The organism is Rhizobium sp. AB2/73 (genome assembly GCF_020871915.1).
Lineage (GTDB): Bacteria > Pseudomonadota > Alphaproteobacteria > Rhizobiales > Rhizobiaceae > Rhizobium > Rhizobium dioscoreae.
In genome coordinates, this window is record NZ_CP067071.1 from 3,820,384 (window position 1) to 3,846,422 (window position 26,039).

Annotated in this window: 22 protein-coding genes; 7 read left to right on the forward strand and 15 right to left on the reverse strand. The window is 61.6% G+C overall.

Annotated features, from left to right (window positions below):
• Position 1 precedes the first annotated feature (1 nt).
• Both I8E17_RS18750 and I8E17_RS18755 read right to left on the reverse strand, forming a co-directional pair.
• Positions 2 to 5,524: an alpha-2-macroglobulin family protein gene (locus I8E17_RS18750; protein WP_219511227.1), complete on the reverse strand. Its 5,523-nt coding sequence runs from the start codon at positions 5,522 to 5,524 to the stop codon at positions 2 to 4.
• Positions 5,525 to 5,779: 255 nt separating this feature from the next.
• Positions 5,780 to 6,775, reverse strand: coding sequence for an aldo/keto reductase (locus I8E17_RS18755; protein ID WP_113366535.1), 996 nt, complete (start codon positions 6,773 to 6,775; stop codon positions 5,780 to 5,782).
• 128 nt (positions 6,776 to 6,903) lie between these two features.
• Here I8E17_RS18755 and I8E17_RS18760 point away from each other — a divergent pair, with 128 nt between their 5' ends.
• Together I8E17_RS18760 and I8E17_RS18765 are read left to right on the forward strand one after the other, a co-directional pair.
• Positions 6,904 to 7,797, forward strand: coding sequence for a LysR family transcriptional regulator (locus tag I8E17_RS18760; RefSeq protein ID WP_069611035.1), 894 nt, complete (start codon positions 6,904 to 6,906; stop codon positions 7,795 to 7,797).
• Between the two features lie 83 nt (positions 7,798 to 7,880).
• Positions 7,881 to 8,498 (forward strand): hypothetical protein, encoded by a 618-nt coding sequence (locus I8E17_RS18765; protein WP_113366536.1) that lies wholly within the window; start codon positions 7,881 to 7,883, stop codon positions 8,496 to 8,498.
• On the opposite strand, the gene I8E17_RS18770 is transcribed toward I8E17_RS18765, so the two are convergent.
• From I8E17_RS18770 to I8E17_RS18785, 4 genes are all read right to left on the reverse strand, one after another.
• Positions 8,488 to 8,931, reverse strand: coding sequence for a GNAT family N-acetyltransferase (locus I8E17_RS18770; RefSeq protein ID WP_069611367.1), 444 nt, complete (start codon positions 8,929 to 8,931; stop codon positions 8,488 to 8,490). The two genes, I8E17_RS18765 and I8E17_RS18770, sit on opposite strands and share 11 nt — an antisense overlap.
• Positions 8,932 to 8,944: 13 nt before the next feature.
• Positions 8,945 to 9,895 (reverse strand): aldo/keto reductase, encoded by a 951-nt coding sequence (locus I8E17_RS18775; RefSeq protein WP_069611037.1) that lies wholly within the window; start codon positions 9,893 to 9,895, stop codon positions 8,945 to 8,947.
• Between the two features lie 104 nt (positions 9,896 to 9,999).
• A complete protein-coding gene (locus tag I8E17_RS18780; protein ID WP_113366537.1) occupies positions 10,000 to 10,998 on the reverse strand; it encodes a helix-turn-helix domain-containing protein in 999 nt (332 codons plus the stop codon).
• A complete protein-coding gene (locus I8E17_RS18785; RefSeq protein WP_112722775.1) occupies positions 10,995 to 11,564 on the reverse strand; it encodes an isochorismatase family protein in 570 nt (189 codons plus the stop codon). The genes I8E17_RS18780 and I8E17_RS18785 overlap by 4 nt, the downstream gene beginning before the upstream one ends.
• A gap of 316 nt (positions 11,565 to 11,880) precedes the next feature.
• On the opposite strand from I8E17_RS18785, the gene I8E17_RS18790 reads away from it, so the two are divergent.
• Positions 11,881 to 12,867 (forward strand): Gfo/Idh/MocA family oxidoreductase, encoded by a 987-nt coding sequence (locus tag I8E17_RS18790; RefSeq protein ID WP_069611040.1) that lies wholly within the window; start codon positions 11,881 to 11,883, stop codon positions 12,865 to 12,867.
• A gap of 66 nt (positions 12,868 to 12,933) precedes the next feature.
• On the opposite strand, the gene I8E17_RS18795 is transcribed toward I8E17_RS18790, so the two are convergent.
• Together I8E17_RS18795 and I8E17_RS18800 are read right to left on the reverse strand one after the other, a co-directional pair.
• Positions 12,934 to 13,320 (reverse strand): GtrA family protein, encoded by a 387-nt coding sequence (locus tag I8E17_RS18795; protein ID WP_069611041.1) that lies wholly within the window; start codon positions 13,318 to 13,320, stop codon positions 12,934 to 12,936.
• Positions 13,317 to 14,330 carry a glycosyltransferase gene (locus tag I8E17_RS18800; protein WP_113366538.1) on the reverse strand — a complete coding sequence of 338 codons (1,014 nt, stop codon included), beginning with the start codon at positions 14,328 to 14,330 and terminating at the stop codon, positions 13,317 to 13,319. The genes I8E17_RS18795 and I8E17_RS18800 overlap by 4 nt, the downstream gene beginning before the upstream one ends.
• Positions 14,331 to 14,569: 239 nt before the next feature.
• On the opposite strand from I8E17_RS18800, the gene I8E17_RS18805 reads away from it, so the two are divergent.
• The gene (locus tag I8E17_RS18805; RefSeq protein ID WP_113366539.1) at positions 14,570 to 16,408 is read left to right on the forward strand and encodes a hypothetical protein; all 1,839 of its coding nucleotides are present in this window, start codon (positions 14,570 to 14,572) and stop codon (positions 16,406 to 16,408) included.
• A gap of 91 nt (positions 16,409 to 16,499) precedes the next feature.
• Here the strand turns inward: I8E17_RS18805 and I8E17_RS18810 are convergent, their stop codons facing one another.
• Entirely contained in the window at positions 16,500 to 16,727 is a 228-nt protein-coding gene (locus tag I8E17_RS18810; protein ID WP_069611044.1) for a homogentisate export protein, read from the reverse strand.
• A gap of 237 nt (positions 16,728 to 16,964) precedes the next feature.
• On the opposite strand from I8E17_RS18810, the gene xseA reads away from it, so the two are divergent.
• Entirely contained in the window at positions 16,965 to 18,581 is a 1,617-nt protein-coding gene (xseA, locus tag I8E17_RS18815) for an exodeoxyribonuclease VII large subunit (protein WP_113366540.1), read from the forward strand.
• A complete protein-coding gene (locus I8E17_RS18820) occupies positions 18,581 to 19,171 on the forward strand; it encodes an NAD(P)H-dependent oxidoreductase (protein WP_113366541.1) in 591 nt (196 codons plus the stop codon). The genes xseA and I8E17_RS18820 overlap by 1 nt, the downstream gene beginning before the upstream one ends.
• 72 nt (positions 19,172 to 19,243) lie before the next feature.
• On the opposite strand, the gene I8E17_RS18825 is transcribed toward I8E17_RS18820, so the two are convergent.
• The 6 genes from I8E17_RS18825 to I8E17_RS18850 all read right to left on the reverse strand — a co-directional run bounded on the left by I8E17_RS18825 (position 19,244) and on the right by I8E17_RS18850 (position 25,046).
• Positions 19,244 to 20,497: an aminopeptidase gene (locus I8E17_RS18825; RefSeq protein WP_069611047.1), complete on the reverse strand. Its 1,254-nt coding sequence runs from the start codon at positions 20,495 to 20,497 to the stop codon at positions 19,244 to 19,246.
• 94 nt (positions 20,498 to 20,591) lie between these two features.
• Positions 20,592 to 21,065 (reverse strand): Cys-tRNA(Pro) deacylase, encoded by a 474-nt coding sequence (ybaK, locus tag I8E17_RS18830; RefSeq protein WP_069611048.1) that lies wholly within the window; start codon positions 21,063 to 21,065, stop codon positions 20,592 to 20,594.
• A gap of 9 nt (positions 21,066 to 21,074) precedes the next feature.
• On the reverse strand, positions 21,075 to 21,431 hold the full coding sequence (locus I8E17_RS18835) for an ArsC family reductase (protein ID WP_113366542.1): 357 nt from the start codon (positions 21,429 to 21,431) through the stop codon (positions 21,075 to 21,077).
• Positions 21,432 to 21,452: 21 nt separating this feature from the next.
• Positions 21,453 to 22,514, reverse strand: coding sequence for a succinylglutamate desuccinylase/aspartoacylase family protein (locus I8E17_RS18840; RefSeq protein WP_069611050.1), 1,062 nt, complete (start codon positions 22,512 to 22,514; stop codon positions 21,453 to 21,455).
• Between the two features lie 118 nt (positions 22,515 to 22,632).
• Entirely contained in the window at positions 22,633 to 23,814 is a 1,182-nt protein-coding gene (locus tag I8E17_RS18845) for an MFS transporter (RefSeq protein WP_113366594.1), read from the reverse strand.
• Positions 23,815 to 24,071: 257 nt separating this feature from the next.
• Complete coding sequence (locus I8E17_RS18850) at positions 24,072 to 25,046, reverse strand: quinone oxidoreductase (RefSeq protein WP_113366543.1); 975 nt, start codon at positions 25,044 to 25,046, stop codon at positions 24,072 to 24,074.
• 90 nt (positions 25,047 to 25,136) lie between these two features.
• On the opposite strand from I8E17_RS18850, the gene I8E17_RS18855 reads away from it, so the two are divergent.
• Positions 25,137 to 26,018, forward strand: a complete 882-nt coding sequence (locus I8E17_RS18855) for a LysR family transcriptional regulator (protein ID WP_069611052.1) — start codon at positions 25,137 to 25,139, stop codon at positions 26,016 to 26,018.
• Positions 26,019 to 26,039 lie beyond the last annotated feature (21 nt).

Genomic DNA, 26,039 nt, shown 5'->3' on the forward strand with positions numbered 1-26,039 from the left:
CTTACTGCTGGGCGCCCAGCACCTCCATGCGGCCCATCGCCGTGCGGGCCGAGAACTGCGGGCGGTACATGTCCTCGACGCTTGCGGCCGGATGGTCGTAGACGCCGGGGGTTACGGCGCGCACGACATAGGCGAAGGTCATGTCACGGTCCGCGCCCGAACCCTGGTCGAAGGCGGCGACGAAGCGGTCGTTGCGGAATTCGACATGGGCCGGTTGAACTTCGCTGAGCCAGTCGAAGTTCGAAAGCTGGGCGCTGTTGACGATGCTCGGATTGTCGATCTCGAAGCCAGCCGGCAGAAGATCGGTCACGAGGATGCGCTGCGGCCAGTCATTGTCCTCGGTCACGTGCAGGACGACGACGTAGCGTTCGTTCTGCTGTGCCTGGCTGACATTCGCCTCCTCGCCATCGAGCGTGTAGTACTTGCGCTCGATCTTGAAGCCGTTGCCACCGGCCGGCAGCTGGGCGACCGGCGCGGCAACCGTGGTGACGGCAGCCGACAGCGGCTGGCGCGTCGTGTTGGTCACGGTCAGCGGATGGCCCATCAGCGCATCGCCCGACATCTGCGCCATATAGGTGCCGCTATGGGCGGCGCCGTTGACATCGAGCGTCAGGCCGTCATCACCGTTCTGCAGGGCGCGGGCGGCGAGCAGCATCCAGGTCTGTTCCTGGGTGCTGGTATATTTCCGGCTCTGCCAATCCTTGGCGACGACACTGGCGAGATCCGGAATGATCGGCGGCACCGGCCGGCTTTCGGCGGCGAGCGCCAGCACGGCGGCGCCGTCGCGCAGCGACGAGCCGTAATCCGAGCGGACGAAGCTGACCTTTGTGACTGCCGCCTTCTGCGACATCTGCAGCGAGTCCACGAAGATGTTGCGAGAGCGCTGAGCATCCCCATAGAGCGCGAGAGCCGCGGCCAGATGCGCCTTGGCGAGCGGCGTCGGGAAGTCGTTCAGCATCGTGTCCGCATAGTAGCGCAGATCGCTGATCGAGGCCTTCTTGTTACGCGCCAGCACGTAGAGCGCATAGGCGATCTCGTTGCCGTTGTCCTTGACGTTGGTATTGGCGCTCAGCGCATTCTGGAGGTTTTCGAGCCCCTGCACCATGGCCTGATCTGGCACGTTGTACTTCTGCTCACGGGCGCGGGTCAGGAAGTCCATGACATAGGCGTCGAGCCAGAGATCGCCGGAACCCGGTCCCCAGAGGCCGAAGCTGCCGGTCGAAGACTGGTAGGACAGTTCGCGATAGATCGAATCCTGCACGCGCTTCTGGATCTCGGCATCATCGGCAAGGCCATTCTTGATGGCCATGTCGCTGAAGTAGAGCAGCGGCATGGCGCTGCTCGCCGTCTGTTCCGCGCAGCCATAGGGATAGCGGCTGAGGCTCATCAACAGCGCCGGCACATCGAAGGCGCTGGAGCGGCTGACATTGACGCTGACAGAGGCGCCGGGCAGCACGCTATCGGCAAGAAGATCGGCATTGACGGTGAGGCTCTTGCCGGGTGCCAGCGCGATGACGCGCCGTTCGGTAACCGGCAGCTGCGACGGACGAACCGGGATTTCGACCGATTGATCGAGCGACATGCCCGAAGCGTTCGACAGCTTGATCGAAACCGTGCCGTCGCCCGGCTGTCCGCCGGTCAGCGGCAAGGTGATCGCGTATTTGCCGCCGGTTTCGAGGTTGATCTTCTGTTGGGTAGCGTTTGCATCCACCGTCACGGCGCTGTTGCCTGTTACCGCGAGCGTGTATTCGCCGGCCGGCGCATCGGTGTTGGCGACATCGAGACGCAGGTTGGCCTTGTCTCCGGGCGCCAGGAACTTCGGCAGACTTGCGGTGACGACGACGGGATCGCGGATGATGACATCCTGTGTCGCGTGGCCGACGCCGGCCTTCGACCAGGCGACCGCCATCAGCCGCGCCGTGCCGTTGAATTGCGGAATGTCGAAGCTGACATTGGCCTTCCCATTCGCATCAAGCTTGACCGGGCCGGAGAAGAAGGCAACCAGCTTTTCCTTCGGTGGGCTCGCCTGCAAGGCTGCCTGTCCGCCGTCGCCGCCGGTGCGTAGCTTGCCGGTCGCGCCGAGCGAGCCATCGATGAGGCGACCGTAGATGTCACGGATTTCGAGGCCGAGTTGGCGCTGGCCGTAATACCAGTCATCCGGTGCCGGCGGCTGGTAGCGCGTGAGATTGAGGATGCCCACATCGACGGCGGCGATCGTGACATAGGCGTCTTCATTGGTGCCAGCGCCGGCAACCTGCAGGCCGATATTAAGCGGCTGACGCGGAAGTGTCTTCTGCGGCGCGTCGATCTTGATCTGCAGCTTGCGCTCGCCGGGGTCGACGGGAGCCCATTTGATGCCGATGGCGCGCATCGGCATGCGGCTTTCCTGGGCATCGCCGGGCCGGAACAGCGTGGCCGTCAAGTATGTACCAGCGCCCCAATCGGCGGTCACGGGAACGTCGACTTCGCCGCCTGTGGCGCCGATATCGGCATTGGTGACCGAGATCAGCGTTTCCGAACCGGCCGTCACCATCAGCTGGCCAGCATAGCGTGAGGTAACCTTCAGCTTAGCCGTGTCGCCGACATGGTAGCTTTCCTTGTCGAGCGCGATCTCAAGCGCGTCAGGCGTTTCCGTCGAGGTGGAGGCGACATACCAGCCGGCATTGAACTCGACGCTCGATTCCGGGCCGTTCGCATCGGCGGTGGAGACTTCGAGCCGATAGCGGCCCCACGTGACCGGCATGGAAATCGCCGCGCCATCCGTCGTGGCATTGACCGTGCCGACCGCTACCTGCTTGGTGGACATGATCGGCTCGAACTTCCAGCTGCTGCCGTCGCGATACCATTGATAATTGCGCTCGACGCTCAGCAGCTTCCAGGTCAGGCCCTGCATGGCCTGTTTCTGGCCATTGGCGTCGACAACGATGACGTGGAAGTTGCCGACGGAGTTTTCCCCGAGATCGCCGTCGAATTCCGGTTTGATGCCGATGCGCGGGCCATCCGCCTTGACGGGCAGTGTCAGCGAGCGCTCGACGGCGCGGCCGCCGGCTTCCTGCATGCGCACGGTGATATTGGCGTTCAGAAGCTGCGTGGTCGAGGGCGTATCATTGATCGTGACGTTGAAGGTGGTCTTGCCGTTTTCATCCAGCGCTTGCAGGTCTTCAAGGGGAACCTGCGTGCTCTCGGCCTTGCTGTCGCCGCTGCTGCTGTCGTCATCGTCATTGTTTGCGTTTGCCTTGCCCGCACCCTCGTCGGCGAGGCCGAACTGATAGCCTTTGTAGGCATCGCTCTGTCGCGTCGGCTTCAGCGTCACCTCGCCTTCCAGATTGAGGCCGGCGGCCGGTGCGCCATAGAGATAGCGGCCATCGACATTGATCGGCGTCGGTTGCCCGACTTCGATCTCCTTGGCGTCGCTCTTCATGTCGAATTCGATGCGATCCGGCACGAAGTCGTCGACGAGGAAGGTCTGCGAGCCGATGGAGGAACCTTTCGGATCCGTATAGATATTCATCGTCCAGGTGCCGCGCATCGAGGTCTGCTGCAGCGGCAGGTCGACATTATAGCCGCCGAGCTTGCCGCCATCGGTAACGATGCGGCGATCCTCGACGCCATCCGGACGCAGGAAGACGAAGGTGAGCGGCAGGTTTTCGACCGCCGTCGAGCTGACGTCGCGGGCAAGGGCGGAGGCGTGTACCGTCTCGCCGGCACGGTAGATACCGCGTTCCGTCCAGGTCAAAAGGTCGATCGCACCAGGCGCGGTTCGACCGGCAACGCCACGATCGGAAAGATCGAAGCCGGCGCGCGTCATGTCGAGGAAAACATAATCCTGATCGCCATTCTCAGCAGTAATAACGGCAGGCGTCATGCCCGCCGTGCCGCGCATCAGACCGGCGCTGAACACGGCGCGTCCGTTGTCGTCGGTCTTCGCCGTGCCGAGGATTTCATTGTTCTTGGCGAGCAGCTGCAGCTGGATGCCGGCTAGCGGCTTGGCGCTGCCGAGCGAGCGGGCAAAGACATTCAGCCCATCGGAGCCGGCATAGGTGGTGACGCCGATGTCGGAAACGACGAACCATTGTGTCGCCTGCGGGTCCCATTCATGGCCGCCGCTCTCGGGGGCAACCGCCGTCAGCACGTAGACGCCGGGCTTGCGCTTCGGCAGTGCCTCGTCCACAGGGAAGCTGGTCGCGACTTCCTTGTTGAGTTCCTGCTTGATCTCGATGGAGCCCTGCCAGACCAGCTCGCCATTGGTGTCCTGTATGGTCTGGGCGCTGTAGCTGTCCACCTGTGTCAGGAACTGCGAGTTGTTCAGAAGCTGCGCGATATTGCGGTCGCCGATACGGTAGAGCTTGAGATTGGCCGTAGTGGCGTTGACCGAAACGATCGGGATGCCGCGACGCGCGGTCGACGGCAGCACGAAATTGTCGCCGGTGAAGCGCAGCGAAGCCGTGCGATCCTTGACGTAGATATCGACATTGACCTGCGAGGCGAGGTTTTCATCCACCGAGGAGGGCAGGCCGGCGCGCAGTGAAATGCGGTAGTGCTGGCCGAATTCCAGGCCTTCGACGCAAATCTGATTGTCCTTGGCGTCGACACCCTTCGGCGTGGCACCGTTGAGGGTGACGAAGGGGGTGTAGTCGACACCGCTCTTCACCAGCTTTTCGGAGAACTGCACGCAGGCGCGGGGCGATGCATTGTCGTTGTCGAGCGTATTGCCCGTCACGCGGAAGCCCTGGCGGGCCAGAAGATCGTTATAGGCGGCCTGGACGGCAGCGGAGCTGACGAGGTTGAGGCTTGCCTTGTAGGCGCTGAGCGCCGGACGATAGTTCTGTGCATTCTTCAGCGCTTCGGCGAGTACAGCCAGCGCATCGGCACGGCTGCTCGTCGTGCGCGTCAGCTGGTAGCCGTTGAGGGCGGCATAGGCGGCCCGCGTGGCGACAGACGTATCGTTCGTGATCGTATTGGCGGCGCGCGCCATCTCGATCCACAGATCGCCGTTGTCGGGATTGAGCGAGAGCGCACCCTGGAAGGCGTTCAGGGCATCGTTGACATTGCCGGAGGTCAGCTCGATGCGGCCGAGCGCAATCAGGCTTTCGACGCCCTGGCCTTTCAGCTCGTTGCCGAGCGTCAGCGTGTTCTTTGCATCGCGCGCGCTCTGGACGAAATTGTCGGAAAGGAAGGAAAGGGCAGGTGCCGCGCCGATATCCGGCTCGCTGGTGGCGGCCGTCTCGACGATCTTGCCGGCGATCGCGCCGGGGAAACTGTTGAGCTGATTGAAGTCCGACTTCATGAAGCACCACTTCACCTTGGGATTGTAGGTGAAGGCCTTGCAGGACTTGTCGCCGATGCAGGAGGCGGAGCACTGATCCAGCGTCACATTCTGCTCTGTGCGTAGATCGAAGCCGAAGTAGTCACCATCCTTCGTGGTGACCACCTGGCGCTTGACGTCAGCCGCGACCGAAGGGCTCAGAGATGCGAAAGTGGCGAGAAGAAAAGCAGAGAAGCCGATAAACGCGCGCCTAGACATAAGTCCTCCCCACGCTGCCCGTTTTTGATGGCGGCAATCTTCAAATTTCGCACCCGTTTGTCAACCGAGCGTGGAGCTTCTGAATGAGCTTCGCGTCCATAACGGTCAACCTAGGATTTTGAAAAAGCCTGCAATTCAGGCGAATCGCATGTTTGGTCACCCTCTCTGCGATGCTTCACTTTTCTTTTCGGTCTCAAAATGACACCGGCCTTTTCGGCCGATGTCTTCGCGTGGGCAGAAGGAGCAGTCCGTTTGTCATATATTCGTCAAGGCCAACGCGGCATCTGTATACCGCTTTCCGACGACGATCTCGGGCTTGATGATATCGCCGAGTTCCTTCACCTCTTGCGCAGAAAGGACGATATCGGCAGCCGCGGCATTCTGCTCGAGATGGTGCAGCTTGCGAGCGCCGGGGATCGGCACGATGTCGTCGCCCTGATGCAGCACCCATGCGAGCGCCAGTTGTGCCGCCGTGCCGCTCTTTTCTTCAGCAAGAGCTTGAAGCCTTGCGACCAGAGCCGCGTTGGCATCGAAATTCCCGCTCTGGAAGCGTGGCAGCGAACGGCGGAAATCGTCGTCGGCGAGATCCTCCGTCTTGTGGATCGCCCCAGTCAGGAAGCCCCGGCCGAGCGGGCTGTAGGGCACGAAGCCGATGCCGAGTTCGCGGCAGGTGGCAAGCACATCTTCTTCCGGGTCGCGGCTCCAGAGCGAATATTCGCTCTGCACGGCAGCGATCGGATGTACGGCGTGAGCGCGGCGGATGGTAGCGGAGCCGGCTTCCGAAAGGCCGAGCGTCCGGACCTTGCCCTCTCTCACGAGTTCCGCCATGGCGCCGACCGTGTCTTCGATCGGCACATTCGGATCGACGCGATGCTGGTAGAAGAGGTCGATGACATCCGTGCCAAGTCGCTTCAGCGAGGCTTCGGCAACTTCCTTGACATGCTCCGGCCTGCTGTCGACGCCGATCATGGCGGCGAGGCCGGATTTCGTGCGATCGAGCTTGAAGCCGAATTTGGTGGCGATAACCACACGGTCGCGCACGGGTTTCAGTGCCCGGCCGAGCAGTTCCTCATTGTGGAAAGGGCCGTAGGTTTCGGCGGTATCGAAGAAGGTGACGCCGAGATCGACGGCGCGATGCAGCGTTTTGACGGATTCGTCGTCATCCGTCGGGCCATAGGCGAAGCTCATGCCCATGCAGCCGAGTCCGACGGCGGAAACGGTGAGATCCTTACCAAGCCTGCGGGTTTTCATGATCTATTCCTTTTGAGCTTATGGAAGCGGCGGCGGTCATTTCCGCTACCGACATGCTCAAATTAGGATTCCGGACGGTGAATGAAAATCCATGCAAATCCTTACAGGTTGTTCTATAATTTAGATCAATGAACAGAACACAGCTCTCTCAGCTTGCGGTTTTTGCCGCTGTCGCCGCCCATCGCAGCTTCCGTGCCGCCGGCAAGGAATTGTCGATTGCGCCATCGGCGGTTAGTCACGCCGTCTCCAGGCTTGAGGAAAGCCTCGGGGTGCGGCTGCTTGCCCGCACCACACGCAGCGTGCTTCCGACCGAGGAGGGGCAGGCGCTATTGCAACGGTTGGGGCCGGCCCTGGAGGAAATCGATATCGCGCTGGAGGATGCGCTTGCGACCCGCGGCCGCCCGGCGGGGACACTGCGCATCACCGCGCCGCGTTTTGCCTCCGATCTGCTGATGGCGCCGCGCATCGGCGATTTCCTCAATACCTATCCCGATATCACCCTTGAAATCGCCAATGAGGATGGCTTCAGCAATATCGTCAAGGAAGGCTACGATGCCGGCATCCGGCTGGCGGAGAGCATAGAAGGCGACATGATCGCGGTGAAGATCTCACCGGATATACGCACAGTCATTGCCGGGTCGCCCGCCTATTTCGAGAAGCATCCGAAACCGCTACATCCGCGAGATCTCGTTCACCACCGCTGCATCAAGCGGCGATTTACCGATGGCTCGATCTATCGCTGGGAGTTCGAGAAGGATGGCCACGAACTGGTCGTTCCCGTCGATGGCCCCTTGATCGTGATCGAGGATCGGCTCGGCGTTTTGGCCGCCCTCAATGGCGCCGGCCTCGCCTATCTCTTCGACATTCGCGTGCAGCAGGAACTGGCGGAGGGCAAGCTCATCCGTGTGCTTGAGGACTGGTGCCCGCCCTATCCCGGCTTTTGCATCTATTATCCGAGCCGCCGCCAGATGCGCCCAGCGCTCAGGGCCTTCATCGATTTCTTCAAATATACCGGACCCTGACATGGCTGCTGACAGAAATCGGGTGGCGGCAATGCCATAACTCGTCTCGACTGATCGAATGGTTTCAGGAAGGGATTATAGCGATGAGAAAACCGGGATCGATGAAGGGGCTTGAGGATCTCGGCCGCGTCAGGCTGTCGAAGAATTTCTTCTTTCGCGATTTCCTGCATTCGGAAATCGCGGATTTCTATCGCGTTCCCAACATCCCGGAAGATCCCGATCTGGCGATCGAAACCGGCCGAAGGCTCTGTGAGGAATTGCTGGAGCCGCTGGAGGCGACCTTTGGCCGGCTACATATTCGCTCCGGCTACCGTTCGCCCGAAGTCAATCAATTCGGCAACAAGCACGGGCTGAACTGCTCGACCAATCCCCATACCGCCGCGCACCACATATGGGATATGCGCGATCTCGACGGCTGCATGGGCGCTGCCGTCTGTATCGTCGTGCCTTGGCTGATCGATCATCACAGCCATGAGGGCGATTGGCAGAAGCTTGCCTGGTGGATCCACGATCATCTGCCCTATGCGTCGCTCTGCTTTTTTCCGAAGCTATGGGCCTTCAACATCCAATGGCATGAGCGGCCCAGGCGGACCATCCAGAGCTTTGTCAGCCCGCGCGGCATGCTGACCAAACCGGGCATGGCCAATTGGGAGGGCGACCATTCCGCCCATTACGAGGGCTTTCCTAAGCTCAGAAACTGATGCGATAGCGAATATGCCCGTCGCTTTTGACATAGGTGTCGTAGAGCTTGCGGGCGGTCGCATTGCCTTCTTCGGTGTGCCAGTAAAGCCTGGCCCAGCCATTCGTCTTGCAGAGCGCGACGAGATCGTCCAAGAGCGCCCGGCCGACGCCGCGGCCTCTGGCGCTTTCATCGACGAACAGGTCTTCCAGATAGCAGTCGGGCGCGCGCACCCATGTGCCTTCATGCGTGAGGCTGAGGGTAAAGCCCTTCACTTCGCCATCGACCTCGGCCACGCGCATGAAGATCGCCGACGCCGGATCGAAGACCCGGCGCCACGTCGCATCGGTGATGTCGGGCGCGACGGTGACGCCGTAGAAAGAGAGATAGCCGTCCCAAAGCGCGCGCCAACGGGCTTCGTCTTCGGGCCTGGCGTCGCGGATCGTCACGGTCATCGGCCTGCCTTTCTTATTCGCCGGCTGCGTCGAGCAGACGCATGGCGTCATCGGAAAGTGAAAGCTTTGCCGAATTGATGAGCGCGTCAAGCTGGCTGAGGCTAGTGGCGCTGGCGATCGGTGCGGTGACCCCGCGCTTGCGCAAGAGCCAGGCGAGCGCGATCTCGGCGGGCTTGGCGCCGGTTTCGGCTGAAACCTTGTCGAGGGCTGCGAGAATCCGCAGGCCCTTATCGTCGAGATAGGCGGCAACCCGGTTCTCGCGTGCCCGTCCCTCCGTATCCGCTTTTGTGCGGTACTTGCCGGTCAGGAAGCCGGCCGCGAGGCTGAAATAGGTAATGACGCCGATGTCTTCCTTGACGCAGAGATCCGCAAGCGGACCTTCGAAGCTGTCGCGGGCATAGAGGTTATATTCCGGCTGCAGCACGTCGTAGCGAGGCAAGCCGGCCTTTGCGGCAGCATCGAGCGAAGCCTGGAGCTGCGTCGCATCGAGGTTCGAGCAGCCGATATGGCGGATCTTGCCCTGTTCCTTCAGCTTGGCATAGGCGGCGAGCGATTCCTCGTGCGGCGTCTCGGGGTCCGGCCAGTGCGAGAGATAAAGGTCGATGTGATCGGTCTGCAGCCGCTTCAGCGAGGCCTCGGCCGCCTCGATGATATAGTCGGCTTTCAGCCCCTTCTTGCCCGGCCCCATCTCCGATCCGACCTTGGTGATGATGATGGCCTTGTCGCGCGCAACGCGGCCCTGCTTCAGCCACTTGCCGATGATCTCCTCGGAATCGCCGCCCTTGTTGCCGGGAACCCAGCGGGAATAGACGTCGGCCGTGTCGATCGTGTTGAAGCCGGCGTCGAAGAAGGCGTCGAGCAGTGCGTAGGAGGTTTTCTCATCGGCCGTCCAGCCGAAGACGTTGCCGCCGAAAACGATGGGGGCGACAAACAGATCGGTTCGTCCAAGCTTGCGCGTGTCCATGCTATTTCTCCAGGTCATTTGAAAGGTAAACCGGCGAGCGGACGCCGGAGGAAGGGACAAGGCAGGCTATCGGCCTTTCGCGGCGAAGACCACACACAATTTCTTTATTCCGTTGTCGAGCGCCGATAGTGGCTGGGCGGCAGCGCGTTGTATTTCGACCAGACGCGCCGCATATGCCTCGGCGAGGCGAAGCCGGATTTTTCCGCCACGCGCTCCATATCCAGCCGCGAATTGGCAAGCACGTCGCGCGCCAGCGTCACGCGCATCAGATTGACATAGGCCGTCACCGGCAAGCCGGCATGCTCCTGAAACAGCCGAGAAATATGCCGTGCGCTCATTGCGCCGATGCCCGCAAGCTCGGCAAGCGACCAGCCGTGGGCCGGATCGGCCATGATCGCATCCTGAACGCGATGGATGGCGGGGTGGACGTGATTACGGCCGCTGAGCCAGGGCGAGAGCTGCGGCTCGGCGCCGGTCCTGCGCATATAGACGACCATGTGCCGGGCAATGGTCAGAGCCGTCATCGGTGAAGTCAGCTTGGAGGCGAGATGCAGCATCAGATCGGTCCCTGTGGTGATGCCGGCGCTAGAATAGCGATCGCGGTCTTCGACGTAGAGCCGGTTGTCGAGAACCCTGGCCGTCGGAGCGAATTCCCTGACCTCGTCGAGACAGGCGGCATGTGTGGTGCAGGCATAGCCGTCCATCAGCCCGGCGCGGGCGGCGAGCACGGCTCCGGAGCAGATGGTGACGAGGGTGATGCCCGGACGGATCGCGCCTTTCAGCCACGCCGCGAGCGTGGCTAGCTCCGGCTCTATATCCTCGGCATCGTCGGGCGGCGTGACGCTGCCGGACAGGATGACATAGGCGCCATCGGGAATGTGATCCGGCAACGGCCTGAGATCGGCGAGCGTCAGCCCGACCGAAGTCGTCTGTGACGGCTGGGCAGCGATGAACTGATAGTCGAACAGGACGTCGTCCTGTTCGATATTGGCGCGGCGCAAAACCTCCACCGGCCCGGCCACGTCCATAAGCAGCGTATAGGGCGGCAGAAGCACGTAGACAGGAATGATCCGCCGATGGAGGCGCCGGTCGCTTTGGGTCATGCGGCATTCCGGATCGTTGCATCGGCGAGCGCCTCTTCGACCGTTGCGATACGGGCGAAACGGCCCGACAGCACCAGTTCGCTGCGCTTCTTGATATCATCGGCGCTGAAGACCGCGCCCGAGGCATGCGTCATCGGGAAGGTCAGCGTCGCCTCGGTGACATAGTCGACCTCATAGCCGAGATCGGAGGCGTGCCGGGTCGTCGTCTCGCAGCATTGCTCGGTGCGGATACCCGAGACGATCACCTTGCGGATGCCGTTTGCCACCAGCCAGACATCGAGACCGGAGCCGACGAGCGCCGAGTGGCGGCGTTTGTGGAAGACGGCATCGGCCTCCAGCGAGATCTCATCGAGCTTGCGCACATAGCCGCTCTTCAGGCTGAAATGCGCGTCGCTATCCTCGACATGGAAAATCTGGACGATGGGAATGCCTTTCGCCTTGGCGCCATTGATCAGCGCCTGCAGGCGGTCGGTAAAGACCGGCAGGTCGTCCGTTCTCCAATAGGGACGCTGGCGAAAGGATTCCTGGACGTCGATGACGAGCAGTGCGGTATCCGCATGGGACATTTTCGTATCTCCTGTGCTTGAAGGTTAGCCGAGATTAGGCGCCACATGAAAGCTTCGAAAGCCATCTGGCAGACAGAAAAGGGACAAATACGGACATGATGAGATGGTCCTTATGTCCTCGGGTTCGCGCCTGCGGGCCGTCTCGGGCGTTGCGCCTTCGGCAGGGGCCGAATAAGATTGGCGTCGATTTCGTTCAGAGCGGAATGCCCCGTTTCGCTTTACCCCACGTGTTCATAAAGGATCCCGCCGGAAAGCCCGTGTTGCGATCATCGCCATGCGGCCGTCTGCTTCGGGACAATGCTTCAGGAGAGAGATCATGCTGCGTTTCGGAATTCTGTCCACTGCCAAAATCGGTCGCGATCTGGTCGTGCCCGCCATTCAGGACGCGGAAAACTGCGTTGTGACGGCGATAGCCAGCCGTGATCTCGCCCGCGCCCGGCAGATGGCAGACCGCTTCTCCGTGCCGCATGCTTTCGGTTCCTATGAAGAGATGCTTGCCTCCGATACGATCGATGCCGTCTATATCCCGCTGCCGACCTCTCAGCATGTCGAATGGACGATCAAGGCTGCCGATGCCGGCAAACACGTGCTCTGCGAAAAGCCGATCGCCCTCAAGGCGGATGAGGTCGACAGCCTGATCGCCGCGCGCGATCGCAACAAGGTGCTGGTGACGGAAGCCTATATGGTCACCTATGCGCCGGTCTGGCGGAAGGTCCGCTCGCTGCTTGCCGATGGCGCCATCGGCCGCCTGCGCCACATCCAGGGCGCTTTCACCTATTTCAACCGTGACGCCGGTAACATGCGCAACATTCCCGCACTTGGCGGCGGCGGCCTGCCGGATATCGGTGTCTACCCGACGATCAGCACCCGTTTCGTCACCGGCCGCGAACCCCTGCGTATTCAGGCGGTCACGGAGCGCGACCCGGAATTCGGCACCGACATCTATTCCAGCGTCAAGGCGGACTTCGGCGATTTCGAACTCACCTTCTACATCTCCACACAGATGGCCAACCGCCAGGTCATGGTCTTCCACGGCACGGAAGGCTTTATCGAGGTGAAGTCGCCTTTCAATGCCGACCGTTACGGCGCGGAAGAGCTGGAGCTGACCAATCGCGGCCATTCGGAATCGCAGATTTTCCGTTTCCCAGACAGTCGCCAGTACAGGCGCGAGGCGGAGGCCTTCGCCTCTGCCGCGCTTGGTCAAGGCGCAGAGGTCGTGTCGCTGGAAAGTTCGAAACTCAACCAGAAGGTCATCGACGCGATCTACCGCGCCAGCGAGAAGGATGGCTGGGAGCCGGTCTGAGGGCGTTCCTTATTTTCTGGCGCAATTCCGGGCGGAAAACCGCTGAGCACTTTTCCGGGAATTGCTTCAGGAATTTTGCCGGTGACGGAAGACGAAGCGTGAATAGCCGAAGAAGCTGAACGCCGTTGCCGCCGCCGATGCCAGCGTCAGCGCAATGATCGGCCGCAATGACGGCTCGGTCATCAGCAGCGAGCTGAAGAGGGCGTAGTTCAGCAGGGCCGAGGTCAAGCCGACCGAACCGTAGCGGAAGCCCTCCGCCGCAAGCGAGCGGTCGGAGCGGCCGAAGGTGAAGTTGCGGTTGAGCACCCAGGTGGCAAGCAGTGCGCTCGGGATCGAAATGGCACGGCCGACGAAGGGGCCGAAAGGCGTGAACCACAGCAGCAGATGCAGCACGCCCGCATCGACGACGAAGCCGACACCGCCGGCGATCAGGAAGCGAAAGAGCTTCTTCATGCAGCTTTGGCCCTTTTCTTCCGGCTTGCCGGCCTTTCGAGCTGTGCCACGTAAACGGTGCGGTCATCGCCGCTTTCACGCGAGGACGGCTTCGGCAGGCTCATATAGTGGATGCGCAACTGTTCGGCGCGGGCGCGGGCGACCGAATCGAGGATCAGACCGGCCGTGAACAGCATGAAGGCGATCATCGTCAGTACCATGGAGAGTATCCAGGTCGGCACGCGCAATACCTGTCCGGTTTCGAAATACTCGATGAAGACGGGGATGGAGAAGCCGATGCTCATTTCCATCGAAATGGCGCTTAGAATGCCGAAGAAGGCAAAAGGCCGGGTTTCCTTCATCAGCATCGCGAACATCCAGAGGATCTTGCCACCGTCGCGGAGGGTGGAAAGCTTTGAATGCGAGCCTTCCGGCCGCCGGCCGTAATCGAGCTCCAGTTCGCTGACGGGCAGCTTCAGCCTGGAAGCATGCACCGACATCTCGGTCTCGATTTCAAAGCCACCCGAAACGGCCGGAAAACTTTTGACGAAGCGGCGCGAGAAGGCGCGGTAGCCGGAAAAGATATCCGTGAAATCGGCACCGAAGATGGTGCGATAGAGCCAGTTGAAAATGCGGTTGCCGAAGGCGTGTCCCTGCCTGCCTGCATCATTATGCACGTTGCGCCGCGTACCGACCACCATATCCGATCCCTCGGTCAGCAGCGTGCGGATCAGCTCTTCTCCGTCCTCGGGGGCATAGGTTCCGTCGCCGTCGGCCATCAGATAGATGTCGGCTTCGATATCGGCGAACATGCGGCGCACTACATGTCCCTTGCCCTGCCGACGCTCGCGCACGACGGTTGCGCCGGCGAGCATGGCATGCAGCGCGGTGCCGTCGGTCGAATTATTGTCGTAGACATAGATCGCGGCCTGCGGCAGTGCCTTGCGGAAGCCGCGCACGACCTCGCCGATCGTTGCGGCTTCGTTGTAGCAGGGCAGGAGGACAGCGATGTTCAGCTTCTCATTCGACATGGTCTTGGCCGGTTGCTGCGCGTGAAGTCAAATCGAGGCCCGATTGACGATCCGGACGAGAGCTTACCCCGCTGGCTGTTAATAAGACCCTATGGCTGCGAAATAAAAAAGGCGGGGTACCGGCGTTGCGAAAAACATTCTCGTGATGAAAGCGGCTGAAGGCAGCAGCTTTACTTTTTTTTGATCGGCAACCGTTAGCGTATCGCCCCGACTATCCTTTCAATATAGGGTTCATCGAGATGGCGCAAACGCTGGCAATGCCGCCCGAGGCAGCCGGAACGGCAGAGAAGAAGGCACCCCTGCGCTGGTCTCATCCTGCTTTCGCCGCAGTCATCTATGCCGCCATTGTCATCGTCGCGCAGCTCATCATTCATCGCAACCTCACGGACTATGTCGGCCCGGATAATGACGACGCCATGCGTCTTGTCGAAGTGCGCGATTTTCTCGCCGGCCAGGGCTGGTTCGACATGATGCAGTACCGTCTCGGCCTTGCGGGCGGGACGCTGATGCACTGGTCGCGCTTCATCGATCTGCCGATCGCAAGCCTGATCCTCTTCTTCCGGATGTTCCTTTCACCCGAAGGCGCCGAAGCGGCGGCACTGACCGTCTGGCCGCTGATGCTCGTCCTGCCGCTGGTGTTCTTCATGGGTCTTGCGGGCAGGCGCATCGCCGGTCTGCAGGGCATGCACTTCTCGCTGATCCTGACGGCACTCTTCGTCCTGCTCTCGCCGCGCTTCGTGCCGGGCTCCATCGATCACGATAATGTCCAGCTCGGCCTCGTCGCGCTTACTGTCGCAATGCTGGTCGACGAAAGTTACAGGCCTCGCAACTTTGCAATCGCTGCCATCGCCCTTGCCGTCCAGCTCGGTATCGGCGCAGAGACGACGCCCTTTGTCGCTATCGCCTGCATGTCTGTTGCCTGTTTGTGGGCCTGGAAAGGCGAGATATTCGCACCCGCTGCAAAAGCTTTTGCGCTGACGTTGACGGTTGCCGTCAGCGCCGCCTTCTTTTCGCTGGTGCCGCCGCGCCTTTATTCGATGGTCACATGCGACAATCTCTCGCTCGGCTTTTATGGCATTACCAGCGCCGGCTGCGTCGGGCTTCTTCTGTCGTCCCTTTTTGCCAGCCATTTCTCCCGCCCCTGGCGCATTGCAATTCTCGCGGCCAACGGCGCGTTCGTGTTTGCCACGACTGTGGCCCTCGCGCCGCAATGCCTGCGCAATCCGCTTTCCGATCTGGATCCCATGCTGGTGGATCTCTGGCTCAGCAGAGTGATCGAGGCGCAATCGATTATCTCCGTGGCACAGCGTCAGCCGGATACGATCGGCGTTTTTTATGCGACGGGTCTACTGGCGATGCTCGTTTGCGGCTTTCGTATCCTGCGGGGCGACCGCGCGAGCCTCCATGCAATGCTGATGGCTCTGATCGCGATCAATTGGGTGATCACGTTGGTGCAGGTGCGCGGCGCCGAATTTGCCAATCTCCTGGCCATTCCGCCATTGGCGTTGTTGATTGCCGAATTGCGAAAAGACTACACGGCCGATCCCAGAAATCTGCGTTCGATCCTGCTCTATGCAGGGACGCTATTGGCCTCTGTCCCAGCCGTTTGGGCCGTCGGCGGCGCGCTTGCAAGCAAGGGGGTCGTTAATGGTTTTATGGTCGCAGCGCCGTTCAAGGCGGAGGAGACTGCCAATTGTGCCTCCAGGCAGGCCCTGGCACCGATTGCGGGTCTCGAGCCGGGCGTCATCGCGGCGGCTTCCAATATGGGAGCGCCACTTCTGCGCTTCACATCCCATCGCACGCTCTCTGGCCCCTATCATCGCGATCCCGACGGGATGCTGGCCGAGCTGCATATCGGTCTTGCAGAGCCGCAACGGGCGGAAGCGCTTCTGCATGAAGCGAAGGTGACGATTGTTGCCTTCTGTAAGGGGGATCCGCAGGTGGAGTTAGTGAGTGAGCGGGCGCCGAAGGGGCTTTATGCGCAGCTGACTGCCGGGCATATCCCGGTCTATCTGGAGCCGGTTGCGGCGCCGGCGGAATCGGATGTGCGGTTCTTCCGCGTCAAGCCGCAGGATTGATTTGGAGCGTTTCAGCTCCTCCTGGATTCTTTGAATCGCTCGGCGTCACTTAAATTCTGGCGAAATCGCCAAACACTTCCTGATGTTGCTTTTAAGCGCGGCGATGCTCCACCATGTCGATGGTGACGAGGTAGCCGATGAAGCCGAGATTGTAGCCGCCGAGCGCGATGAACAGCGTCGTCAGCGGCGGCGGAACGATCGATGTGGCGACGGCGGCCATGAAAGCGATGCTCACGAGTGCCACGCCGAGCAGCGCGCCGATCGTCGAGCGCTGCAGGCCGGCGGCAATTCCAATGATCGTGGCGGTCGCGAATATCATCGCTCCATATCCTCTTTACCAAGAATCAGTTCGCACAGGTTTACGCGCAGATGGCTAAGAAAGCCTTTGTCAGCAGGGTTAACGCTTGATGAAGCAATAGGCTCCACGCCCTTTGTGAGACAAGCAAGGAGGCGGAAGCATCTCAAGTATGCGCACAATCCCGTCTTTCGATCGATTCAGACTTAAGCGGTATGAAGCAGGCTCCGCATTTACCGCGACATCGGGTAGAAGGGGGACATGAGCAGCTTTTTTGAGAATGATTCGCCTTCGAACCTGACGGAATACTCCGTCTCGGAACTATCCGGATCGATCAAGCGCACGGTCGAGAATGCGTTCGACCAGGTGCGTGTGCGCGGGGAAATCTCCGGCTATCGTGGACCGCATTCCTCGGGCCATGCCTACTTCTCGCTGAAGGATGATCGCGCGCGTATCGATGCGGTGATCTGGAAAGGCACATTTTCCAAGCTGAAATTCCGCCCGGAGGAGGGGATGGAAGTCATCGCAACCGGCAAGGTGACGACCTTTCCGGGCTCATCGAAATATCAGATCGTCATCGAGACCCTGGAGCCGGCAGGCGTCGGCGCCCTGATGGCGCTGCTGGAGGAACGCAAGCGCAAGCTCGGCGCCGAGGGTCTCTTCGATCCCGAGCGCAAACGCCGGCTACCCTTCATGCCCAAGGTGATCGGCGTCGTCACTTCGCCGACCGGTGCCGTCATTCGCGATATCCTGCACCGTATCTCGGATCGTTTTCCGGTGCATGTGCTGGTGTGGCCGGTGAAGGTACAGGGAGAGGGCTCCGGCGACGAAGTGGCGAACGCCATACGCGGCTTCAACGAATTTGCCCAAGGCGGTCCGATTCCGCGCCCGGACGTGCTGATTGTCGCGCGCGGCGGCGGCAGCCTCGAAGATCTCTGGAGTTTTAACGATGAGGCGGTCGTTCGTGCCGCCGCTGGCAGCGATATCCCGCTGATCTCGGCCGTCGGCCACGAGACAGACTGGACCTTGATCGACTACGCCGCCGACGTGCGCGCCCCGACGCCGACGGGTGCCGCTGAAATGGCCGTTCCGGTCAAAGCGGAACTTGAGGCGCACCTTGCAAGTCTCGCAGCCCGGTTGCAGGGGGGAATGACGAGGCAGATGGATCAACGGCGGCAGGCGGTTCGCGCACTATTGCGCGCCCTGCCTTCGCTCGACCAGATCCTGGCTCTGCCGCGCCGCCGCTTCGACGAGGCTGCTGCGGGTCTCGGCCGCGGATTGGAGCTGAACACGCTGAACAAGCGCCGCTCCTTCGAGCGTACGGCCTCGCACCTTCGACCCGATATCCTGTCGAACCGGATCGCCGAGCGCCGGCAGCAACTAAACGAGCGGATAACCCGGGCCGAGCGAACCATCGAGCGCATGCTCGACCGGTCCCGCGCTCGCATCGAACGCGCCGATGCCGTTTTCGCCACGTTGCCGTCGCGCCTCGAAGCCCAGACGGGCAGGGCACGCGATCGCCTCGGCAATCTCGTCCGTCATGCCGATACGGCCATCCGCCATCAGCTGACCCGAGCGCGCAGCGAACTCACGGCGCAGGAGCGTATTCTCCAGTCGCTTTCCTACAAGAATGTCTTGAAGCGCGGATACGCTGTCGTGCGCGATGAGGACGACCGCCCGGTTTCGCTGGCGGCAGCGCTTGCGACGGGTGCCGCGATCTCGATCGAGTTCGCGGATGGTCGTATCGGGGCAGTCACTGGCGATGATGCCTCTCCGCCATCTTCTTCCACGCCGCCATCGGGTACATCACCTGTAAAGAAACGCGCCACCAAACCGGCCGAGCCTGCCGCTCCACCGAAGCAGGGAAGCCTCTTCTGATGCGCATCCTGCTGGTGCTGGCCCATCCGTTGGAGGATAGTTTTGCCGCCGCCCTGGCGAACGTCGCGCAGGAAACGCTCGTCGCCGGCGGGCACGAGGTCGATCTGCTTGATCTCTATCGCGAGGGCTTCGATCCGCGTCTGTCCGAGGCCGAGCGGCGCGGTTATTTCGACCAGCCTTACGATACCTCGGGCGTCAGCGATATCGTCGCGCGCCTGCAGGCTGCCGATGGCCTGATCCTGGTGTTTCCGCAATGGTGGTTCAATTTCCCGGCGATTCTCAAAGGCTTCTTCGATCGCGCCTTTGCGCCCGGCGTTGCCTTCACTCATGATCCGGCCGGCGGGCGCATCGTGCCGAAGCTCACCAATATCCGTCTGTTCTGGGCGCTGACGACGACCGGGTCGCCATGGTGGATCGTGCATCTCTACATGGGCAATCCGGTGCGGCGCCTGCTGAAGCGCGGCATCGCCGCCTTCTGTGCCAAGCGGCTGAATTTCCGCATGCTGGCGCTGCATGACATGGACCGCGTTACCGAAGCCGGACGCAAGGCCCATCTCGTCCGAGTCAAGAAAGCGCTGGCGACGATCTGATCCTACGCTTCAGCCAAAAAATGCCGCGGCAGGGATACCGCGGCATGATCGCATTCGAATATCTGAGTTGGGTTACGCCCATTCGCCCTTGCGCATGACGGGCACGCGCGAGCCATCGGCATTGATACCGTCGATATCGACCTTGTCGGAGCCGATCATCCAGTCGATGTGGATCAGGCTGGAATTGCCGCCCTGCGCCTTGATCTGCTCCTGGCTGAGCTTGGCGCCATCGATGAAGCACTTGGAATAGCACTGACCGAGCGCGATGTGGCAGGAGGCGTTTTCGTCGAAGAGCGTGTTGTAGAACAGGATGCCGCTCGCCGAAATCGGCGAGGAATGCGGCACCAGCGCCACTTCGCCGAGCCGGCGGGCGCCTTCGTCGGTGTCGAGCACCTTGTTCAGCACTTCCTCGCCACGCGTCGCCTTGGCTTCGATGATCCGGCCGCCTTCGAAGCGCACCTGGATATTGTCGATGAGCGTGCCCTGATGCGACAGCGGCTTCGTCGACGAGACATGACCTTCGACACGCAGCGCATGCGGCGTGGTGAAGACCTCTTCGGTCGGGATATTCGGATTGCAGGTGATGCCGTTCTTGGCTGTAGAAGCGCCGCCATGCCATTCATGGCCGTCGGCGAGCCCGACGGTCAGGTCGGTGCCGGGTCCCTGGAAATGCAGGGCGGAAAAACGCTGGCCGTTCATCCAGGCCGAGCGCTTGTGCAGATTGGCGTTGTGTTCCGTCCAGGCAGCAATCGGATCCTCGACATCGACGCGCGAGGCGGAGAAGATCGCCTTGGCAAGCTTGGCAACCGCAATCGCTTCCGGATCGTTCGGGAAGACCAGTTTCGCCCAGGAGGGGTTCGGATAGGAGACGATGTTCCAGTTGGTGTCGAAATTCGAGATTTTTTCCAGCGCCGGCTTATAGGCGGCCGAATTGGCGCGGTTGGCACGCGCCACCTTGTTCGGGTCCTGGTTGGACAACAGCATCGGGTTGTCGCCGGCAATGGCGAGACGTGCCGTATTGTTGGAGAAGGCCTTGGCCATGCCTTCATAGAGCCATGTGGCGGCCCGGTCGAAGCTCGCATCCTGGCCGTATTCGTAGCGGGCAAGCGTCGTCTCTTCGTCGGAATAGAAGGTGGAGACGAGACCGGCGCCGGCCTTGTAGGCTTCGCGCGTGATCAGCCGAACCAGCGGCATCGCCGCGACTGGCGCCGTTATCAGCAGATCCTGGCCTGCCTGCAGCTGCAACCCGACCCTTACGGCTACTTCCGCAAGCTTTTCCAGCTTGGCATGATCCACGGGATGATGGTTGGGGATGGCTGATGTCATGGCGAAACCTGCGTGCTTGCTATCGAAAGATGGTCCAAAGACTTAGACCGGTTTGCGGCGAAATTGAAGGCGCTATGTCCGATCTTGAAGATCGTCAGGCAATCAGAGGTGCAGCCTTGGCTTTAAGAGCGCTCAGGGCATCCTGCGGGCTGAGGCGCACCTGAAGCCCGCGCTGGCCGCCGTTGATATAGACGTAAGCCTCGGTCATAGCTTGCGCCTCTATGGCCGTCGGCACAAGCTTCTTCTGGCCGAAGGGGCTGATGCCGCCGACGTGATAGCCCGTCAGACGCTCGGCATCCGCGGGCTTCATCATGGCAGCCGATTTGCCGCCGAAGGCTGCGGCGAGCTTCTTCATGCTGACTTCGTGATCCGACGGTACGACGACGCACACCGGCTTCCCGTCCACTTCGGCCATCAGCGTCTTCAGCACCCGATGCGGCTCCTCGCCCAGCGCCTCCGCCGCCTGCAGGCCGACACGCTCCGCATTCGGGTCGTAGTCATAGGCGTGCACGGTGAAGGCGACTTTCGCCTGGGTCAGCACTTGGGTGGCGCGGGTGGTTTTTGACATTGCTCGCCTCTAGGCCGCCTTACCGAATACAGCCGCATAAATATCCGGCTTGAAACCGATGAGCAATTTGCCGTCCGCTTCCAGGACCGGGCGCTTGATCATCGAAGGCTGGGCCAACATCAGCTGAATGGCCTTGTCCTTCGAAAGATCGGTGCGGTCCGTTTCCGGCAAGGCCTTGAAGGTGGTGCCGGCGCGGTTGAGCACGACTTCCCATCCCGCTTCCTTCGTCCAGCGCTCCAGATGATCCCTATCGATGCCGACGGCCTTGTAGTCATGGAAGTCATAGGCAATGCCATGGCCTTCGAGCCAGGTGCGGGCCTTCTTCATCGTGTCGCAGTTCTTGATGCCGTAAATGGTGATCGTCATGGCGAATCCGTCTTTTACTTCTTAGTCCTCAAGTGTTCCCGGCTTCCGGGCGACGGCGCTAGGCTTCTCCGAGCCGATCTTCATCAGATCGCCGCGCCGGCGCACCAGCCGGTCCGAAACACGGGTGACGATCAGACCCGCTTGCGGCGCGCGGACGTCGATGGTGCCGTCCGCCATACCCGGCGCTGTAATGATGGTCGCCAGTAGTTCGCCTTCTTCGACCCGCTCGCCGATATTGCGATGGAAAAGCACTGTGCCCGCCTGCGGCGCACGGATCATCTCGACATTGTCGAGCGGCACGGCCGGGCCATCGAATGCGCCGACCACTATGCTTTCGTCGCGGACCGCGCCGCGCGCAGCCAGAAAGCCCCAGAGCCCTTCGGCATCGTTCTTTGCCATTTCGGGATAGACATCGCGGGTGCCGCGCAATTCCACCGTGACTGAAAGCTTGCCCGGCAGCGTTGCTTTCTTTTCCCCCGGCACTTCGTATTTCCAGGCGAAGCTGACGGCCTCCTCGAAGGCCGAGCTTTCACCGTCCGACAACAGCACGGCATCCATCTTGAGCGCCGCGGCAAGATCGGCGGCTTCAGGCCAGAATGCCTCATCGATATAGGCATATTGCAGGGATTCGTCATCGCAATGCAGGTCGATCACCAGATCGGCACCGAGCGCCATATGGATCAGCTGACGTTTCAGCCGATCGACGGCGGGGTAGCGTTCCAGATTTTCGATCAGGAGATCGCGGTCGCGAAGCGAGATCAGCGGAAAGTCGCGGTTGAAGTTGGTGCGCGAACCCAGGTCGAAGCGCCCTTGCATCTCCCCGAAATGCGATTGCGCCGCGCCGATCGGATTGGCATGCGGCACGACGATGATATCGCTTAGAATGGCGCCTTCGGCTTCCGCTTTCCGAAGCCGCTCGCAGAGGAAATGCACCAAGGCCGTGCCCGGCAGCTCGCCTGCATGCAATGCGGCCTGAATATAGATCTTCGGCGCGTCTGCCTTGCCGCCGGCAAAATGCAGGACCGGCAGCCGCCAGGCGATCCCCGGAGTATCGCCTTCGATGACGATTTCGGTGACGTTCATGGGCGGGCCTCCTGCTGATGATAATCAAAGACCCATATCAAGCCTTGTCGGCAGCCTGCAACCGTTTGTCGCCACATGCCAAAATCAGGACCGGGGATAAACAGCGCCAAAACAGCTTTCAGCGGCTGCCATTCCTGCGTAGGCAGAAGCTCAGAATCAGGCTGAGCAATACCGCGCCGACACCGAAGGAGAAGGGTGCAGCATAGCCGAGATGATCCGCGAACAGGCCGGCGATCGGGCCGGTGCTTCCAAGCGACACGTCGAGGAAGATCGAATAGAGCCCGAGCGCGACGCCGCGGTTCTGCGGCGGGATACGTTCCATGGCCTCATTGCCGAGCGCCGGGAAGACGGGCGCAAAGCCGGCGCCGGCGAGAGCCGCGCCGATGATGGCAACGGTCGGAGATGGCGCAAAGGCAAGGGCGGCGAGGCCGATGATCTCCATGACAAGGGAGATGCGCACCAGCGGCAGGCCGCCGAAGCGGGCGACAGCTTGCGCAAGACCCAGGCGCACGCCCATGAAGGCAAGGCCAAAGGCGCTGAGTGCAAAGGAGGCGCCTTCCCAGCCGCGGCTATGGAAGAACAGCGCGACGAAGGCCATGACGACACCGAAGCCGCTCGAGGCGAGCGCAAGCGCGACGCCGTACGGTGCAACGCGGCTCAGCACCTGGCCGGTGCCGATGCCCTTTTCCTTTACGCCCGGAACCGGCGGCCGCGTTTGCGCCAGCATGAAGCCGGCAACCGCAAGAATGATGGTGACGACGCCGATGGCGAAGAAGCCGTATTGCCCTTGCAGCCAGGCGCCGATCGGGGCGGCGAGCGCAATGCCGCCGTAAGTGGCGATGCCGTTCCAGGAGATGATGCGCACGGTTTCCCGCGATCCCATCAGGCCGATCGCCCAAGTGATCGCCGCCGTGCTCACCCAGCTCTCGCCGATGCCGAGCGCCAGCCGGCCCGCAAGCAGAAGGGCAAGGCTTGCTGCCGGGACTTGGATCGTAAAGGTGGAAGCGATGGTGAGTGCACCCGACAGACCGTAGGCAAGGAAGCCTAGAAAGACCGAGCGGCGAGGCCCATATTGATCGCAGAGCCGCCCGACATGGGCGCGGCTGACGATGGTCGCTACATATTGCGTGCTGACGGCGATGCCGGCCCAGACGACGCCGAAGCCGAGGCTGCTGTCGACATAGGTCGGCAACACCGCAAGCGGCAATCCGATGGCAAGGTAGCCGAAGAATGTCAGCGCGACGATCGAGATGAGAGACAAGGTCGAAGTGGGCCGGATGGTCTGGGAGGCAGTGTTCACGGGATATCGCCTGCGGGCACCGGCAGCGGCGCCCATGGTGTTTGCCACGAAGGACGGGATTCGTTCGGATAGCCATGGCGGCGGCCGGAGGCCGAGCGTCGCCACGGGTAACCGGTATCAGGCAAAAGCAGGCGTGGTCAACGAATTGCTGCCTTGCAGCAAAAGTCATTGACGGGATGAATTGATTGTGCGTGAGAGCTGAAGCTGCTCGACATTGTCGTCAGCGGAGCCCGCCACGAGGCTCCGCTCATCAGGCGTCACATCGTCAGGACGACACTGGCCGTGGTTCGGCCGGCCTCGAGGTCGGCATGGGCCTGTGCCGCATCCTTCAACTCGTATTCCGCACCGATCGGGTTGATCAATCCGTCCTGCAGCGCGGCCATCAAAGCCGTTGTGCCCTGGCGATAAAGCTCGGGATCGTTGGCATAGGTGAGTACGCTCGGGCGCGACAGGCCGATGGCGCGGGGCGCGGCGAGCTCCTCTATCCGGATCGGCGGAATGGGGCCGGCCGCCTGGCCGAGGCTTGCGACCATTCCGAAAGGACGAACGGCGGCAAACGTCTGGGACAACATGGTCCCGCCGATCCCGTCGACGGCAAGATGCACGCCACGGCTATCGGCGATGCGGCGCGTTTCCTCGACCCAGTCCCGGGATGTGTGCAGGAGAACCGCGTCTGCGCCTGCTTCATAGGCAATGCTGGCCTTGGCTTCGGAACCCACGGTAGCGATGACGTTCGCGCCGATCCGCTTGGCAAGGCGCGTGACGAGCTGACCGAGACCGCCGGCTCCCGCATGCACCAGCACCCATTCGCCCGCCTTCACGGAATAGGCCTTCTGCAGCACCATTTGCGCCGTCAGCCCGCGCAGCATCGTGCTGCCGGCAGCCCGTTCGCTGACACCGTCGGGTAATTTCACGAGGCGGCTGACAGGCAGCGTGCGCACCTCGGCATAGCTGCCGATCGGATAGCCGATATAGGCGACACGGTCGCCGACCTTCAACTCGCCGACATCGGCGCCGAGCGCTTCGATAATGCCTGCGCCCTCGAACCCGAGCACATTTTGCCCTGGTTGCAGCGGGTAAAGCCCGGAACGGACATATATGTCGACGAAATTGACGCCGGAGATGCTTTGGCGGATTCGCGCTTCGCCGGGGTTAGGTTCGATAGCGGGGAGATCGGTGGCTTTCAGGACTTCGGGGCCGCCAGGGCTGGTAATGGCGATTGCTAGGGGCATGGGAATTCTCCTTTCGGACGATTTCTGACCACAAATAGCCATGGGAATAAATTCGGTATTCACTCACGATATCTGTGCAATAATGCACCAATGATTGATTGGCAGGACCTTCTTCACTTCGCCGCCCTGGCTAGAACCGGCTCGCTTTCGGCAGCCGCGCGGGAGCTGGGCGTCGATCACGCGACGGTCGGCCGGCGCATTGCTTCGTTGGAGCGGTCGCTCGACCTGCGCCTCATCGACCGGCGGCCGCGCACCTCGCCCTTGACGGCTGATGGCCGCGCCATCGCCGAACTGGTGGCGGGTATGGAGGAAAATGCCGAGGCGATCAGACGCTATTCGAAAAGCGCGGTGTCCGGGCTTTCCGCTGCAGTCAAGGTCAGCGCGCCGCCGTCGATCGCCGCCAATCTCCTGGCGCCGAAAGCCGCGCTGTTTCATACCCATCATCCCAATATCACGCTGACCATTGCCGGCATTGCACGCAGTGTCGCGCTCAATTACGGCGAGGCCGATATCGCCGTGCGCATGACCAGGCCGGAGGAAAGTGACCTCCTGGTCCGGCGTATCGGCGCCATGAGCTTCGGTCTATATGCAATCCCGTCCGTGGCGCAAACGCCCGAGGAGGACTGGGTGTTCATCGGCTATGATGCGGTAATGGAGCATCTGACCCAGCAGACCTGGCTTCGCAGTCTGCTGAATGGCCGTCCGATTGTCTTCCGCGCCACGGATGTTTTCGGCCAGCTCGAGGCCGCTCGTGCCGGACTTGGAGTCGTGGCGCTTCCGAGATTTCTGGGCGATCGGGAGGCGGGATTGGTGCGCCTGCCGACGGAGATCCCGTCGCCGACGCGCGACCTCTGGCTAGTCACCTATCCGGATCTCCGCCGCTCGCCTGCCATCCGGGCGGTTATGGATTTCGTTGCGGATGTGGTCGGTCAAAGCTGCCCGTTGCGAGACGCCTCGGAAAGCGCCCTATAAGTCCAGATTCCACCCCGCATT

Bases quoted from the DNA above. Each gene is read 5' to 3' on its own strand.
- I8E17_RS18750 (WP_219511227.1), bottom strand. From the start codon at position 5,524: ATGTCTAGGCGCGCGTTTATCGGCTTCTCTGCTTTTCTTCTCGCCACT.
- I8E17_RS18755 (WP_113366535.1), bottom strand. From the start codon at position 6,775: ATGAAAACCCGCAGGCTTGGTAAGGATCTCACCGTTTCCGCCGTCGGA.
- I8E17_RS18760 (WP_069611035.1), top strand. From the start codon at position 6,904: ATGAACAGAACACAGCTCTCTCAGCTTGCGGTTTTTGCCGCTGTCGCC.
- I8E17_RS18765 (WP_113366536.1), top strand. From the start codon at position 7,881: ATGAGAAAACCGGGATCGATGAAGGGGCTTGAGGATCTCGGCCGCGTC.
- I8E17_RS18770 (WP_069611367.1), bottom strand. From the start codon at position 8,931: ATGACCGTGACGATCCGCGACGCCAGGCCCGAAGACGAAGCCCGTTGG.
- I8E17_RS18775 (WP_069611037.1), bottom strand. From the start codon at position 9,895: ATGGACACGCGCAAGCTTGGACGAACCGATCTGTTTGTCGCCCCCATC.
- I8E17_RS18780 (WP_113366537.1), bottom strand. From the start codon at position 10,998: ATGACCCAAAGCGACCGGCGCCTCCATCGGCGGATCATTCCTGTCTAC.
- I8E17_RS18785 (WP_112722775.1), bottom strand. From the start codon at position 11,564: ATGTCCCATGCGGATACCGCACTGCTCGTCATCGACGTCCAGGAATCC.
- I8E17_RS18790 (WP_069611040.1), top strand. From the start codon at position 11,881: ATGCTGCGTTTCGGAATTCTGTCCACTGCCAAAATCGGTCGCGATCTG.
- I8E17_RS18795 (WP_069611041.1), bottom strand. From the start codon at position 13,320: ATGAAGAAGCTCTTTCGCTTCCTGATCGCCGGCGGTGTCGGCTTCGTC.
- I8E17_RS18800 (WP_113366538.1), bottom strand. From the start codon at position 14,330: ATGTCGAATGAGAAGCTGAACATCGCTGTCCTCCTGCCCTGCTACAAC.
- I8E17_RS18805 (WP_113366539.1), top strand. From the start codon at position 14,570: ATGGCGCAAACGCTGGCAATGCCGCCCGAGGCAGCCGGAACGGCAGAG.
- I8E17_RS18810 (WP_069611044.1), bottom strand. From the start codon at position 16,727: ATGATATTCGCGACCGCCACGATCATTGGAATTGCCGCCGGCCTGCAG.
- xseA (WP_113366540.1), top strand. From the start codon at position 16,965: ATGAGCAGCTTTTTTGAGAATGATTCGCCTTCGAACCTGACGGAATAC.
- I8E17_RS18820 (WP_113366541.1), top strand. From the start codon at position 18,581: ATGCGCATCCTGCTGGTGCTGGCCCATCCGTTGGAGGATAGTTTTGCC.
- I8E17_RS18825 (WP_069611047.1), bottom strand. From the start codon at position 20,497: ATGACATCAGCCATCCCCAACCATCATCCCGTGGATCATGCCAAGCTG.
- ybaK (WP_069611048.1), bottom strand. From the start codon at position 21,065: ATGTCAAAAACCACCCGCGCCACCCAAGTGCTGACCCAGGCGAAAGTC.
- I8E17_RS18835 (WP_113366542.1), bottom strand. From the start codon at position 21,431: ATGACGATCACCATTTACGGCATCAAGAACTGCGACACGATGAAGAAG.
- I8E17_RS18840 (WP_069611050.1), bottom strand. From the start codon at position 22,514: ATGAACGTCACCGAAATCGTCATCGAAGGCGATACTCCGGGGATCGCC.
- I8E17_RS18850 (WP_113366543.1), bottom strand. From the start codon at position 25,046: ATGCCCCTAGCAATCGCCATTACCAGCCCTGGCGGCCCCGAAGTCCTG.
- I8E17_RS18855 (WP_069611052.1), top strand. From the start codon at position 25,137: ATGATTGATTGGCAGGACCTTCTTCACTTCGCCGCCCTGGCTAGAACC.